Raw genomic sequence first — 15,056 nt, 5'->3', positions numbered from 1 at the left:
TCTCCAGTACATCTTTTGGAAGAGGACCGAACTATATGGTCGACTTCGAAGAAGTGTCAAGGCATTTAATGAGGAGTGATTTCTGTGACTACCGAATAAAATCGATAAACCCAGAGTTTGTTTGCACAAATAACATTGGTATGTTCTGTACGCCTCAAAACACCACAATTTGTGATTTATGGCGGATTTATGAAATAAATACACGCGCTCCTTTGACGTACCTTTCTCTGCTCGCATGACACGCCTTCCGTCTCCCGCTCCCAGCACCCGCACTGCTGCGCCAATTCGTGACCACAACCGTGATCTGGTTCTGGAGGTCTTGCGCTGCAACCAACCCATCTCCCGTGTCGATATCGCGCGGCGGTCAGGTCTGCAGCGCTCCACCGTTTCGGCCATCGTCGACGGGCTGATCGAGGAGCGCTGGATCCGCGAAGGACAGGTCTTGAAGACAGCGCGAGGCCGCAGGCCAACCATGCTGACCATGAATGACGATCTCGTCATTCTGGTCGCGGATGTGCGCCCGACACAGACGATTCTCGCTGTTGTCGATCTGAATGGAAGGTTCCTCGACCGCACGCTCGTACCGGTGATCACCAATGCCAAACAAGGTGTCGATGCCATTGCCGAAGGGATGAAGCGCCTACAGGCACAGTTCCCTGACAAGACGTGTGAGGGAGTGGGCATCAGCCTTCCCGGCCGCGTCGACAAGCGATCGCACCGGCTGGCCCTGGCGCCCAACCTTCCCTGGGTGGGGTTCGATATCCGCGGCGCTCTGCAAAAACGCCTTGGTCTCCAGGTGGAACTGGAGAACGCAGCCAACGCCTGCATGCTCTCAGAGCAATGGTTCGGACGACTTCAGGGAATCCGCAACGCGGTACTGGTCACCATTTCAGAAGGCGTCGGCGCTGCATTGCTGGTAAATGGCAATCTTGTTGAAGGCGCCACCGGCATGGCCGGAGAGCTGGGACATATTCCCATCGCCGATTCCGGCCCCCAATGCGCATGCGGACAGGTGGGCTGCTGGGAGATGTTCGCTTCTTCACGAGCAGCCTTGCGCTACTTCCACGAAAGCGCCGGTCCGAGCCAGACTCCAACGATTCAGCAGCTTCTCAATATGGAAGCCAGCGGCAACGAGAAAGCGCGGATCGCGCTGGAGAAGCAAGCCAGAGGGATCGGACGGGGGCTGCGTATTGTGACGGCAACCTTCGATCCTGAGGTGATTCTGTTTGCCGGAGACATCACCTTGCGCTGGGATACGGTAGGGCCGATCGTCGCCTCAGAACTCTCCAACCGCATGTTGACCGGAGCTCCGCCGAAGCTGATCGCGCTGGCCGACGGCGAAGCAGCGCGGTTGCGTGGCGCCGCAGCGGTGGTGCTGCAACGGCATACAGGCTTCAAACGCTTGACGGTGCTCCGTTAGCACTCGTGCATTTTGCTTTGTCATTTCGCAGCGACCGGGGTCCCCGGCCTGCTTTGCTGGCTGGGGTGGGTCGACCGAAGGGAGCGGAGAAATCTGCTTCTCCACCTTGAATTCAGAGGTAGAAAAGCGAATTTCTCCGCTCAGCTTCGCCCCCAGCCAGCAAAGCTGACTGGGGCCCCTGATCGCTACGAGATGACAAACAAAAAGAGGTTCGAGCTTCGCTCGAATACCCAGGTCCGTAAGGGGACCTAGGGCACCCACTTTATTCACCCACTAAACCGGCAACGTATACGGTGCACGCTGTGTACGGCTGAGATACCGGTTGGCATCATCATCCTTCACAAAGCGCTCTTTCACCGGATCCCAGTGCAGACGACGCTTCGTCTTCATCGCAATGTGATGCAGCAGGCAAGTCGAGCAGGCACGATGTCCGATCTCAGCCGGAGCAATGGGTTCCTTGCGCGAACGGATACAGTCGAGCCAGTTTCCATGCTGATCTTCGCTGTAGTAGAGATGGGTCTCATTCGGGCCAATGACGCTGTCGAGGATCTTCGGATCACTCGCTACCAGCGGCTCGATCTTTGCCTTTTCACCTGCTGCAGCCGTAGGCGAAGCCTGTTCATCACGGCAGACAAAGATCCATCCCTTGGTGCCATAAAACTTGATGCCGTTCTGGAACTCCCCGCTGATGGTCATCGTCATGCCGTTGGCGTAGACAGCGTGGGTTTTGAAAGGTCCATGGACATCCCACAAACCTGACGTCGGAAACTCCGCCGTTCCCCAGATCTCCACCGGGCCCGTTAGTTCGGTATTCATACCCCAGTGCGCGGTATCGACGTGATGGGCGCCCCAGCCCGTAATCATGCCGGCGCCGAACTGCTCGCAACGCAACCAGCCGGGACGATCGAAACCGTGAGTCGGCATGACACGGTCGAGCGTATAAGGCACCTCCGGAGTAGATCCAAGCCAGGCATCGTAGTTGAAGCCCGCAGGCACAGGCATAGGTGTCGGGTTGCCTCCCGAAGGATCCCCCGGCAGACCGATCTCGACATGCTTGATATCTCCAATGCGTCCGTTCCGCACCAACTCGCAGGCGCGGCGGAACTGCTTCCACGATCGCTGCTGCGAACCGATCTGCAGGATGCGGCCTGACTTCTTGACCTCGTCTGCCATGCGCCTGCCCTCCGCGATGGTGAGCGAAGCCGGCTTCTGCAAATACACATCCTTACCGGCACGCACGGCATAGACAGCGAGGATGGCATGCTGATGATCAGGTGTGGAGATCACAACCGCATCGATGTCCTTGTTGGCCAGCAGCTCGTGATAGTTGCTGTATCCCAACGTCCCTTGATAGGGCTTGCCCGTCTTCTTGGCATAGACGCCATCAATCAGCTCCCTGCCTGCCTGAACACGGCCCGCATCCAGATCGCAGACGGCGAGGATGCGCGCCTGGTCATACTTCCAGAGACCAGGCAGATCGTGCGTGCGAGAGATGCGGCCGACACCGATGGCGCCGATATTGATGCGGTTCGAAGGAGCGTTCTGTCCGAAGACAGAACTTGGAACAATCGCCGGGAATCCGGCTGCGACCGCGGCCCCCGCTGATGTCTTCAGGAACCGTCTGCGCGAGTAGGTCGTGTTCATCTCTGCTTCCATGACTCATCCCTCTTACTGGTTGCGGCCGCACTGGCAGCCTGATTCGTTTGCGGAAGGAACAATTGCCGATATCCGATCTCAAGCCAACGAATTTCGGTCAGCCAGAGAAGCGCGACAATCTTACACACTTCCGGTAGAATTCGGCATCTCCTTCTCCAATTCCGGTACAAAATGATGGTTGCCGAATTTATGATGATGGCTTGAATTAATCCTGTGTCGAAGACCTCTTCTCACTGCAAATCGCCGCAGCGAATACGGTTTTCACCGTGAACAGCGGGCTCTTCACGGTGAAGGGTTGTTTACGTAACAGAAGAGCATGCCCTACATTGCTGGTATGGCCCAGCACGATCGTCGTTCCTTCCTGAAGATGACCGCCCTTGCCGGCGCATTTTCATCGAACAGCTTTTTCCAGCAGGCGCATGCGGAGGAGTGGCAGGCGGCGGCAGGCGCTGTCAATCATCACGATGCGGCGACGGTGGCGCAGAACGAGGACTTCTGGAGCGTGATCCAGCGCGGCTATTCCGTTAGCCCGCTAATTCTGAACCTTAATAATGGCGGCGTCTCTCCCGCCCCGATTGTCGTGCAGGAAGCAGTCGCCCGCTATAACCAGATGACGAACGAGGGGCCTTCGTACTTCATGTGGCAGATCCTGGATCAGGGCCGCGAGCCTCTCCGCCAGAAGCTTGCGAGGCTGGCCGGCGCCTCCGCTGAAGAGATCGCCATCAACCGCAATGCGACCGAGGCGCTGAACACCATCATCTATGGCCTGCCGCTCAAGGCAGGCGACGAGGTGGTCGGCTGCAAGTTCGACTACCCCAACATGATGAATGCCTACCGCCAGCGGGCAGAACGCGACGGCATCGTCTACAAGCAGGTCACCTTCAAGTTCCCGGTAGAAGACGTAGACGCCATCGTGAAGACCTACGAGCAGGCAATGACTCCGCGGACGAAGCTGGTGCACATTACCCATGTCGTCAACTGGGTTGGCCAGATCATGCCCGTGCAGCAGATCGCCGATATGGGACATGCCCACGGCGCCGAGGTGATCGTTGACGGAGCACACTCCTTTGGCCTGTTGGACTTCAAGATTCCTGATCTGCACTGCGAGTACTTCGGCACCAGCCTGCATAAGTTCCTCTCGGCGCCGATCGGGTCAGGCATGATGTGGGTGAAGCAGGAGAAGATCGCCAAATTGTGGCCGCTGACCTGCTACGGCGATCCGCACAGCCCCAACATCCGCAAGTTTGAGGCCCTGGGAACACGCAGCTTCCCGATCGAACAGGGCATCGGCGAGGCCATCAACTTTCATGAGGGCATTGGACCGCGCCGCAAACAGGAGCGCATCCATTACCTGAAGAGCTACTGGGCAACCCGTGTACGCGAGATCAAGGGCGTAACGCTTCATACATCTCTCGATCCGCGCTTCTCCTGCGCCATTTGTGGTGTCAGCGTTGAAGGGTATACCCCCACAGAATTAATGAATGCGTTGTTCGATCGCTACAAGATCCATACGGTCGGTATCGACTATGAGGGAGTGCGCTGCATCCGCGTAACGCCCCACGTTTACACGACGCTTGCGGACCTGGATCGATTCGTCAATGCCATCGGCGAACTCGCCGCGGGCAAAAAAGCTTAGGCCCTTCCGTCGGGGCGGGCAGGTTCCCGACCTGCCCGCCTTGCCATGTACTCTTTCTTACCGATCCTGATCCTGAAGCCATTGTGATACCTATGTCCCGACTGATCCCACTCGTTGTTGCCTCCCTGCTTAGCCTTCCCTCTCTTGCCCAGACCACACCGGAAGACCTGGTGCATCCGCTCACCGGAACACAGAACGAAGGCCAGACCTATCCCGCCGTCGGGGTCCCTTTCGCGATGACGCACTGGACGCCGCAGACGCGTGCGGGAGAGATCAAGTGCGTCGCGCCCTACTACTTCCCCGACACACGGATCCAGGGAATTCGCGCAACCCATTTTCTAAGTGGGAGCTGTGTTCCTGACTACGGGAGCGTGACGCTGATGCCCGGCACTGGCGCCTTGAAGACAGACGCGGTGGGACGCTCTTCCAGCTTTGCGCGCACCAGCGAGCACGCGACCCCCTATGCGTACACGGTCGATCTGCCCGATGCTCACGCAACCGCATACGTCACCGCCACTTCGCGCGCGGGTATTCTGCGTTTCACCTTCACCGAAGATGCCGCCGATGGATGGGTGGTCTTTGAGAACAATGCCCGCGCCGGTGAGGGCTCGGTCAATGTCAGCGCTGCCGGCAAAGAGGTGACGGCAGAGGTGCCAGTCCGTCGCGAGTATGCAGGCTCCGGCAAACCGGCAGGATACAGCGCCTGGTACGTAGCCGAATTCGATCATCCGGTGACTTCGGTAGGAACGTATATCGGCGCGCAGGCGCACGACGGCATTACGAAGCAGGTCGGGGACGACAAGCCCGCAGGCGTTGTTGTCGTTCCAAAGATGATGACCTCCACTGGTGGAGCTTCAGCGGCTGCCGCCACCAATCCGGTCTCGGCGCCCCGGCCCGGCTTCGGTGCATATCTGCACTTTGGCGCCGTACACAAGGGCGAGACCATCACCGTCCGCGTAGGCAGCTCCTTCGTCTCCGAAGCAGAGGCGCGACGCAACCTTCGCGTAGAGATTACCGACTGGGATGCGAAGCGTGTCGAGGCCACGGCGCATAAGGCCTGGCACGATGCTCTGGGCCGCATTCAGATCGGCGGCAATGATCCCGCGAAGACAGTCTTCTATACCTCGCTGTATCACGCCATGCTGCAACCCCGTACCTATAGCGACGTCAGCGGCACCTATCCGCGCTTTCACGATCACGGCACAGCGGAACACGCGGCGGCCGGTCAGACGCAGTTCGATGACTTCTCGGTGTGGGATATCTTCCGCGCCCAGGCGCCGCTGATGATGATCCTCGATCCGAAGCTTGAAGCCTCGATGCTGCAGTCGATCATCACCAAGGGAGAACAGGGCGGCTACTTGCCGATCTTCCCGGCTTGGAACAGCTACACCTCGGAGATGGTCGGCGATCACTCGATCTCCATGATCATCGATGCATGGCAGAAGGGCATCCGCGGCTTCGACACTGAAAGCGCCTACAAGCTGATGCGCAAGAATGCGTTGACCATTCCGCAGGATCGCGCCGAGTATCTCGACGGCAAAGGCCGCCGTGGCCTGGACTCGTATCTGAAGTACGGCTACATTCCGCTTGAAGATCACATCGATGACGCCTTCCACAAGAACGAGCAGGTCTCCCGCACGCTGGAGTATGCCTACGACGATGCGATGCTGGCTCGCTTTGCCAAGGTTCTGGGACATACCGAAGACGCAGCTCTCTTTGCAAAACGCGGAGAGAACTGGCGAAATGTGATCGATCCCAAAACAGGTTTCGCGCGCGGACGCAACAGCGATGGATCGTGGGCTGAACCGTTCGATCCCGCAGCACATGTCTCGTGGATCACCGAAGGTCTGCCATGGCAGTACACCTTCTTCGTTCCGCAGAATGTACCCGGACTAATGGAGTATCTCGGCGGCCGGGAAAAATTTGTCGCCAAGCTCGACGAGCTCTTCGCGAAGAACTACTACGAGCACGGCAACGAGCCCAGCCACCACATCGCCTATCTGTACGCATTCGCAGGCGCTCCGGAGAAGACGCAGCAGCACGTGCGCGCCATCCTGGACAGCCAGTACAAAGACGGTCCCGACGGTCTCGCAGGGAATGATGATGCAGGGCAGATGAGCGCATGGTACGTAATGAGCGCACTCGGCCTTTACCAGGTATGCCCTGGTATCCCGGTCTACACGCTGGGCGTTCCACGCTTTGACGACGCAACTATCTCCTTACCCAATGGACAGAAGCTGCACGTCATCGCCAAAGGAGCCGAGGCCGGAAAGTTCACCGTCCGCGAAGTGACCTGGAACGGCAAGAAGATCACGGACTCTCAACTCACACACGACGCTCTAAAGCAGGGCGGAACATTGCGGTTCGATCTCGCACAATAGGTAGAGCATCGTCCTTGCCTTACGGTGGGAGCCGTGGGCTTCAGCCCACGGTCTTCCGACTCAATCATGAATAGGCTTTAGCCCTGGGTCTTTAGCAATCAAAGCCCAGGGCTAAAAGCCCATTTTTCTACGTAACCTTAATCAGCGGGCTGAAGCCCGCTGCTCCCACCCATCTCGGCGAATGTCCAGTCTTTTTGTTTGTCATTTCGTAGCGACCGGAGGGAGTGAAGAAATCTGCTTCTCTACCATCGATTTAAAGGTGCCTACACCGCAGCCCTCTACCCCAACCCATTCCGCCGAATCACCTCGGCATAAAACTGGGAACTCAGCTTCGGAATCCTCTTTTGCGTGGCGAAGTCCACATACACAATGCCAAAGCGTTTGCTGTATCCATCAGCCCACTCGAAGTTATCCAACAGGCTCCAGAGAAAGTACCCCTTCACCGGGACACCCTGACTGACGGCACGCTGCAGATGCATCAGATAGTTGCGGAGATACATCACCCGGTCAGTGTCATAGACATGACCATCAGTAGCGACTACATCATCCGAAGAAGCACCATTCTCGGTGATGTACATCTCCTTCACCTTCCAGAGATCGTGAATCAGCTTCGGCGCCCAATACAAGCTCTCCGGACCAACGGTTAGCCACGGGCTGGCCATCTTCGGAAACGAGGAGGGCGGAGATATCATCACATATCCTCGCTCGCCGGCATCGGCACGGACATACGTAGGCGCGTAGACGTTGATACCGAGAAAGTCCAATGGACTCGCAATCGTGCGTAGCTCCTCCGGCGTGAACTTCGGCGCATCGGCACCGAGCTGCTTCAGATACAGATCTGTATAACGGCCTTCCATAATGACCGAGAGATACATCGCATTCTCTTCGCGGAAGGCCTTATGTGCCGCAGCGATATGTTCTTCTGTCTCAAGCGCAGGATTGGTAACGGTAGGATTCTCCGCCAGACCGACACGTGTATCACGCACTGCCTTCGCGCGGATGGCCTGTACGGCCAGTCCATGTCCCAGCACTGCATGATGCGCAATCTGCGTGACCTTCGCCCTGCTCAGGCGCAGTCCGGGAGCATGAATCCCCTCACGATAACCGAGCTCCACAAAACTGCGGATCTCGTTGGTCGTCATAAAGTGCTTCACACGGTCAGAGAGCCTGGAAGCCACATATCCCGCGTAATCTGCAAATGCCTGCGCGGTGTCACGATTTTCCCATCCACCCTTGTCCTGTAATGTCTGCGGCAGATCCCAGTGATACAGCGTGCCGTAGGGCTTGATCCCGGCCTCGAGCATGGCATCCACCATCTGCTTATAGAAATCAACACCCTTTTGGTTTGGGGAGCCTGTCCCATCTGGAAAGATGCGTGACCACGACACCGAAAACCGGCAAACAGTAAGCCCAAGATCTTTCATCAGGCGGATGTCATCACGATAGCGGTGATAGTAATCGTCGGCTACGTCGCCGGTGTCACCGTTATGTGTCTTTCCCGCGGTATGCGAGAAGGTGTCCCAGATGGATGGCCCGCGCCCATCTTCCTTTGCGGCGCCCTCGACTTGGTAGGAGGCAGTCGCGGAACCCCAGAGAAATCCCTTTGGAAAAGGCAATGGCCGGACAGCAGCGTCACCAGGAGCCGCTGCGAGTGCATCCACTCCACGAAACGGAAGCGCTGCGGTGGCGGCGCCTAAGAGTTGCGCAAATCTGCGCCGGGAAAAAGAAAGCAACATCTCAGCAAACTCCTTTTAGAGCATTTTCCTGTTGCAGGGTATCCCGGAATGGGAGTCCCGTGGCGTTTTCATTGCGGAAAACGCCCATAGATGCGGAAGCCCTACTCCACACCTACAGGGAAAATGCTCCAGCGGTTCTGCACATAAGTATGAATTACCGAGCCTGATAGACGCGAACGTAGTCCACAAGCATCCGCTGCGGAAACTGAGTCGTCACATCCGGACTCTTCGGCCAGTCGCCACCAACCGCAAGGTTCAGCAACAGATAGAAAGGATGATCGAAAACCCAGCGTTTATTTCCCATACACTGGGTGCCCTAGGTCCCTTAAGGGACCTGGGGGTTCGAGCGAAGCTCGAATCTCTTTGTCATTTCGTAGCGATCGGGTCCCCAGTCAGCTTTGCTGGCTGGGGTGAAGCTGAGCGGAGAAATCTGCTTTTCTACCTATGGCGAGCGTCAGGGCAATAACAAATACGATCGGGTGATGCGCGATACCCCACGCTACACCCCACGCTTCGGGATAAAACCGCAAAGAATGGGGCAACGAGTGTCTACTGCTCCCGAATTATCCACGCGCCTTAGCTATCGAATGCTGAAGATCGTGGCCGACTCCGCTGGAAGCTTGAGCTCAAGGTGCTCACCGGAAGAGTCGGCGGATCCATTCCCAAGCAGCATCTCAACAGTCTTACCACCGGCAAGACTGGTATCGGACGTTGCGATCTGTATCGACCGGCTCTCCTGCGACCGGTTGATCGCTACGACCACTCTGCGTTTGCCATCTGCTGCAAGGTTGAGAGCGTCGCCACGAACGTAAACAATCGCGTCTTTGTCAGCAAGCAAAACCTGCTCTTCTCCGCGTTGCAGCTCTTCGCATTTGCCACGGAGGGTTGCCAACTTACGAACCCAGTCATGCGCCTCCGCCTGCTCCGCGCTCCGTCCGTCTTTGGTGAATGCATTCTGGCTATCGTCCGCCCAGCCGCCGGGAAAATCTCTGCGATTGTCAGGATCCTCTCCACCGGTCATTGCAATCTCATCGCCGGAGTAGATCTGCGGCATACCGCGCATAGTCAACAACACGGCAAAGGCAAGCTTCAGTCGAGGCAGCGTCGCGCCCTTCTCCCAGAGGAACCGTGTAGTGTCGTGATTGCCAAGAAAAGGCGTTAGCCTTTCCGGGTGAGGATAGAGCGCGTCCATGCGTAGCGTCTCCGCCAGCCTGCTCATGGGCTCTCCTTTCACGAAGGCATCACGTAACGCGAAGTAGCTTGGAAAGTCGAAAGGCGTGTCGAGACCGGTGTCGAGACCGGTGCGCGTCACTCCTCCTGCAAACGACGAGACGATCGTCGCATCAGGATTGAAGACCTCACCAACGGTCGTCAGCTTTGGATACAAGCCGTGCAACTGCGCATGAAAGCCCTGCCAGAAGCTGCGGCCAACATATGGGAAAGTATCGATACGAAGGCCATCAGCTCCCGCCATCTCCGTCCACCAGAGAGCGTTCTGTGTCAGATACTGTGCGACCGCCGGGTTCTCCTGATTCATGTCGGGCAGAATGTCAGCAAACCATCCCTCGGTGACATTCTTCTGATCGCGCCAGGAAGCATGCGGATCGACCAGCGGCTTGAAGTCTCCCTGGGCCACTGTATGCTTTGCGCGCGTCCCATGGAACCAGTCAGGCTCAGGCTCATCTTCCACCCATGGATGTTTTGGACCCACGTGATTCGGCACCGTATCGAGCACCAGCTTCATGCCACGCTGATGCAGCGCAGCGCTGAGCGCCTTGAGATCGTCCATCGAACCATAGTGCTCGTCGACAGCGTACATATCGGTCGCGCCATAGCCGTGATAGCTGTCGGCCTCGTGGTTCTGATAGACCGGCGTCAACCACAGCGTCGTGATGCCAAGATCCTGCAGATAGTCGAGGTGTTGCATCACGCCGCGCAGATCTCCGCCATGCCAGCCCCGGATCTTCTCACGATCGCCGGCTGTATCGTTCGAGATATCCCCATCGGCAAACCGGTCGGTCATGATGAGGTACATCACGTCTTTCGACGAGAAACCGGCGAAGCCATCGGTCGCAGCACGTCGTGCAAGAAACTTGAATGTCGCGCTTCTTTTTCCTGCTTCATTGCGGGCTGAGATAGTGACCTCTTCCGCCTTCTGCGGGGAAGCATTCAGCCAGAGCTCTGCCCAATGGCCATTGGGCGATGTCTTGATCTGCGTAATGCGCAGATGGAGGTCGCTCAGGGTGAACGTCGCCTGGTTGAGATTCTCACCCTTCACCAGCAGCATGGCTTTGGGCATATTCACCCACCAATTGGGCGGATCGATCTTCTCGATCTTGGGTGCGCCCTGCGCGTGGGCCGTAGCAGCAGCACTCAAGACGATGCCTGCAGCCCATGCACGTATCTTCCAATTCACTTCCGCCTCCAGCTCTCGTACGAGAAACGAATGGCACCGCTCTCTCGCGGTGCCATTCCAGTTACATCAAGGTTGATTAGAAGTTGATGTGTCCCGCGAGCTCGAACTGGCGCTCGGAGTATTGACGAATGCTGTTGATCGTTCCGAAGTCCGCCTGCGCTGCATTCGTCTGCGGATTGCTGAACTGCGGGTGATTGAAGACGTTGTATGCCTGGGCCCGGAACTCTGCCTTTACCCGCTCTGTAATGGAGAAGTTCTTGAAGACCGAGAAGTCCACCTTGTTATAGCCAGGTCCGGTGAACTTATTACGGCTCAGGGTTCCGATGCGGGTGTACATGTTGGAAGCATTGATGGGAGGCGCTTTCACCACGGCATTGAAATAGGTCTGGTTGCCGGTATTGACTGCACCGGTAATCCGTGACCGAGCCACCTTCTGGAATGAGATCAGGTCAGGGCGGATATCAATTGTTCCGCCATTTAAGTTGATATCGATCGGCGTGCCGCTGGCGAACGACGTGATCGTATTCGTCTGCCATCCACCGATCACCTCGTCGAGCGCACGATTCATATTGCGGCCGAAGGTGCGCCCACGTCCGAACGGAAGCTGATAGAGAGCGCTCGCGGTGAAGACATGACGCTGGTCCTGGTCGCTATTGCCGTAATTCGCCCGCAGGTTCGGACCGCTGGGCATGATGAAGATACGTGCGCCGGCATCCGAGGTACCGCTTTTGAACGCGCCGTTTGAGTTATCGAGCGTATGCGACCAGGTATAGGCAACGGTCGCAAGCAGGCCGGCCGACATCTGCCGATTCACGAAGATCTGCAGGCCATTGTAGTTTCCAGAACCCCCTGCCAGACCGTAGGTAATGGTGCCGCGGTTCGGATACAAACCGCTTCCCGTACCACCGATCACAGGCGAGTTCAGGTTGAACCACGTCATCAGGTGATCGCTCTTGGTGCCGACGTAGGCCAGGTTGACGCTGGTGGCACGGTCAAGCTGCTGCTGGATCTGCAGATTCCAGCTCTGCGCCATGCTGTTCTGACTGTTCTTCGGCTGCGCGATCAGACCGACGTTGGTTGGATTATTCAGATTCACCGAGCCAGGCCCGAACTGCGGCAGCGGCAGGGCATTCGTCGCATGCGTGCTGTTGTTATCCCGCAGCGCGCCCTGTCCCATGAAGGTGATGCGATAGCCATCGGTCGCACGATATTCGCTGAAGCCGTTGTAGCCGGGATTGTTGCTCAACTGATTACCGACTCCGCCACGATCAACAAAGTAGAAGATGCCGTAACCGCCACGCAACGAGGTGCGGCCATTGCCGAAGAGGTCATAAGCGAAGCCGAACCGGGGAGCGAAGTTGTTTTTGTCCGTATCGATCAGGCTGCGCGAGTTGCCGTTGGTTCCGGCGACACGCAGAATGCCTGCCGCAACATCGTAGTTGGACTGGTTGTTGTCCTGCTCGTACGGATAGGTATAGAGGTCGTAACGAAGACCGAGGTTCAGCGTCAGGCGGCGATTTACCTTCCAGTCGTCCTGGGCAAAGTAACCGGTCTCCCAGCTGAAAGTCTTGAAGTAGGTGCTGGCCGAACCGATGCGGTAGTCGGTAAAGCCGGCGACCAGTTCGCTGGTTTCGTAACCGGTAAAGCGGCCCGTTCCCGGATAGTTCACGCCGCCAATGATGAAGTAACCCTTGGCGTTGTTGCCCTGGAAGAAGTCCACTCGACGGCGAATGACATTCGCGCCGAACTTGAAGGCATGATTGCCATGAGTCCAGCTCAGAGAATCAGCATACTGGTAGGTCTTCTCAGGGACGTTATACGGTCCACCGTCACCGGTGTACTCAATCTGTGTATTGCTGCCGCCGATCAGAGCTCCACCACCGAGCAGCGCATTGCGGTTCGCATTCACGATTCCCAGATTCTGCGAGACCGGCGTTCCAAACATCGGAGGGATGTAGCCAAACTGCGGACGAACATATCCGAAGCGGAATTCATTGACGAGGTTCGCGGTAAAGATACGCGTGTACCCTGCGGCAACACCGCGCGGATGGCTGACATTCGCACCTGATGCAAAGCCTGCCGGCAGATTGGTGAACTCGCTGTTGACGTCGAAGTTGTCCTGCCCATAACTGTAGCGGGCAAAGACCGAGTCCTTCTGTGAGATACGGAAGTCGATACGTCCGTCGAAGTCGTTGAAGTTACGGATCTGATTGCGCACCACGTAGTAGTTATTGATCAGGCCGCCACGTGAAGGCAGCGGATACGCATTCAGATAGTTGATCGCGGCCTTGGTCTGGCGTGCCGTTGGAATCACGTTATTCGTGAAGGGAAGGCAGGTGGTTGGGTCATAGATCGCGCCGACAACCTTTACCGCCGTACAACCGGTCAACGTTGCATCCGGAACCGTAGTGACATTCTGCCCCAATAGTTCACCGAAGTCGCCGGTACGCATACGCGCTGTTGGCACCGTGTGATAACCGGTATCCTGCGGCTGCCGCAAACGCAGTGCCTGGTAGTCGCCGAAGAGGAAGATCTTGTCCTTCCAGATCGGTCCGCCGGCAGCAAAGCCGAGTTGCTTCCGTTGGAAGGAAGGCTTCGCCGCGGTCGGGTTGAAGTAGTTCGGGTTGGCATCGAAGGCGGCGCTGCGGTAGTAGCCGAAGAGAGAGCCGTGAATCGCATTCGTGCCTGACTTCACCGAGGTGTTGATGATCGCTCCGCCGGCGCGGCCAAACTCAGCAGGAGCCACCGAAGTATCGACGCGGAACTCCTGAATCGCCTCCGGCGGAGTGAAGAAGACAATGCCGTTGACCAGTGACTCATTGTTGTCCGTACCGTCGAGCAGGAAGTTGTTCGCCTGCTGACGCATGCCATTGGCGGAGATTGCGGCGCCGCCGCTGTCGCTGTATCGGAAGGTCTCAGAGTTGCCATTGCGTCCGGAGGCATCACTCGAAAACGCGCCGCGCGTCACACCTGGAACCAACGTGGCCAACTGGGTAAAGTTGCGTCCGTTGATCGGAAGCTCCGTCACCTGGCGGCCTTCGACTACCGCCCCGGTAGAGGAAGTAGAGAGATTCACAACCGGAGCAGCCGAAGTGACATCGATCGTGGTGCTTTGCTCGCCGGGAGCGAGATGGAAGTCGGCGGTCTCCACCTGAGAGACCTGGAGGACGAAAGTCTGCGTGTTCTTGGCGAACCCGGTCATCGCGGCATCGACGCGGTAGTTACCGCGAACCACGGCCGAGAAGTTATAGAAGCCCTCTCCGTTGGTGGTCGCCGTCTGGGTGGCGCCGGTGTCAGTGTTGACCAGGGTTACGGTCGCCCCGGGAATCACAGCTCCAGTCGCGTCGGTTACCGTTCCGGTCACACGTCCTGTGTCGGATTGTGCCGGAAGTTGACCGGGGAACAGTATCGCCAGGCAGAGAGCCATGGCAATCCAAACTCCGGCAAACCCTCTTCTTATCTCAGGGCGGGAGCATTTTCCCTGTAGGTGTAGAGTAGGGCTTCCGCATCTATGGGCGTTTTCCGCAAAGAAAACGCCGCTGCACTCCTCTTCCGGCATACCCAGCAACAGGGAAAATGCTCTATTCGTCTTCATAAACGTGCCTCCAAAAGGCCGCCTGTTCCTCCGCGCGGATGGGTGTCCGCAAAAATGGGGAAATTCAGGCTGCGATGCGAACCATGTCGCCTTCGCACGACTCATCGCAATCCACACCCCGCCTTTTTTCGTTCAATTCTTCTTCACCAGATAACTCTTTATTTCTGAGCTGCTTGTATGGATGCAATCAACCACTGCCGGGGTTCGCACCGCGTC

8 protein-coding genes are annotated in these 15,056 nt (G+C 57.4%); 3 read left to right on the top strand and 5 right to left on the bottom strand.

The annotated features are described in order from the left end of the window. Positions 1–235 precede the first annotated feature (235 nt). Positions 236–1,420 carry an ROK family transcriptional regulator gene (locus OHL21_RS10210; RefSeq protein WP_263417165.1) on the top strand — a complete coding sequence of 395 codons (1,185 nt, stop codon included), beginning with the start codon at positions 236–238 and terminating at the stop codon, positions 1,418–1,420. Positions 1,421–1,693: 273 nt separating this feature from the next. Here OHL21_RS10210 and OHL21_RS10205 read toward each other — a convergent pair whose 3' ends face one another. Further along, positions 1,694–3,076, bottom strand: coding sequence for a Gfo/Idh/MocA family oxidoreductase (locus tag OHL21_RS10205; protein ID WP_263417164.1), 1,383 nt, complete (start codon positions 3,074–3,076; stop codon positions 1,694–1,696). A 316-nt stretch (positions 3,077–3,392) separates the two neighbouring features. On the opposite strand from OHL21_RS10205, the gene OHL21_RS10200 reads away from it, so the two are divergent. After that, the gene (locus OHL21_RS10200) at positions 3,393–4,712 is read left to right on the top strand and encodes an aminotransferase class V-fold PLP-dependent enzyme (RefSeq protein ID WP_263417163.1); all 1,320 of its coding nucleotides are present in this window, start codon (positions 3,393–3,395) and stop codon (positions 4,710–4,712) included. A 92-nt stretch (positions 4,713–4,804) separates the two neighbouring features. Beyond that, on the top strand, positions 4,805–7,093 hold the full coding sequence (locus tag OHL21_RS10195) for a GH92 family glycosyl hydrolase (protein ID WP_263417162.1): 2,289 nt from the start codon (positions 4,805–4,807) through the stop codon (positions 7,091–7,093). Positions 7,094–7,371: 278 nt separating this feature from the next. Here OHL21_RS10195 and OHL21_RS10190 read toward each other — a convergent pair whose 3' ends face one another. The 4 genes from OHL21_RS10190 to OHL21_RS10175 all read right to left on the bottom strand — a co-directional run bounded on the left by OHL21_RS10190 (position 7,372) and on the right by OHL21_RS10175 (position 14,672). Further along, on the bottom strand, positions 7,372–8,829 hold the full coding sequence (locus tag OHL21_RS10190) for a GH1 family beta-glucosidase (protein WP_263417161.1): 1,458 nt from the start codon (positions 8,827–8,829) through the stop codon (positions 7,372–7,374). Positions 8,830–8,983: 154 nt separating this feature from the next. Beyond that, positions 8,984–9,133 carry a hypothetical protein gene (locus tag OHL21_RS10185; protein ID WP_263417160.1) on the bottom strand — a complete coding sequence of 50 codons (150 nt, stop codon included), beginning with the start codon at positions 9,131–9,133 and terminating at the stop codon, positions 8,984–8,986. A gap of 276 nt (positions 9,134–9,409) precedes the next feature. After that, positions 9,410–11,245: an alpha-amylase family glycosyl hydrolase gene (locus tag OHL21_RS10180; protein ID WP_263417159.1), complete on the bottom strand. Its 1,836-nt coding sequence runs from the start codon at positions 11,243–11,245 to the stop codon at positions 9,410–9,412. A gap of 76 nt (positions 11,246–11,321) precedes the next feature. Then, complete coding sequence (locus OHL21_RS10175; protein WP_263417158.1) at positions 11,322–14,672, bottom strand: TonB-dependent receptor; 3,351 nt, start codon at positions 14,670–14,672, stop codon at positions 11,322–11,324. Positions 14,673–15,056: the final 384 nt, after the last annotated feature.

Origin of the sequence: Terriglobus albidus (assembly GCF_025685425.1) — a bacterium.
Classification (GTDB): domain Bacteria; phylum Acidobacteriota; class Terriglobia; order Terriglobales; family Acidobacteriaceae; genus Terriglobus; species Terriglobus albidus.
The sequence above is the reverse complement of the archived record's forward strand: the minus strand, read 5'-3'. Positions and strand labels throughout refer to the sequence as shown.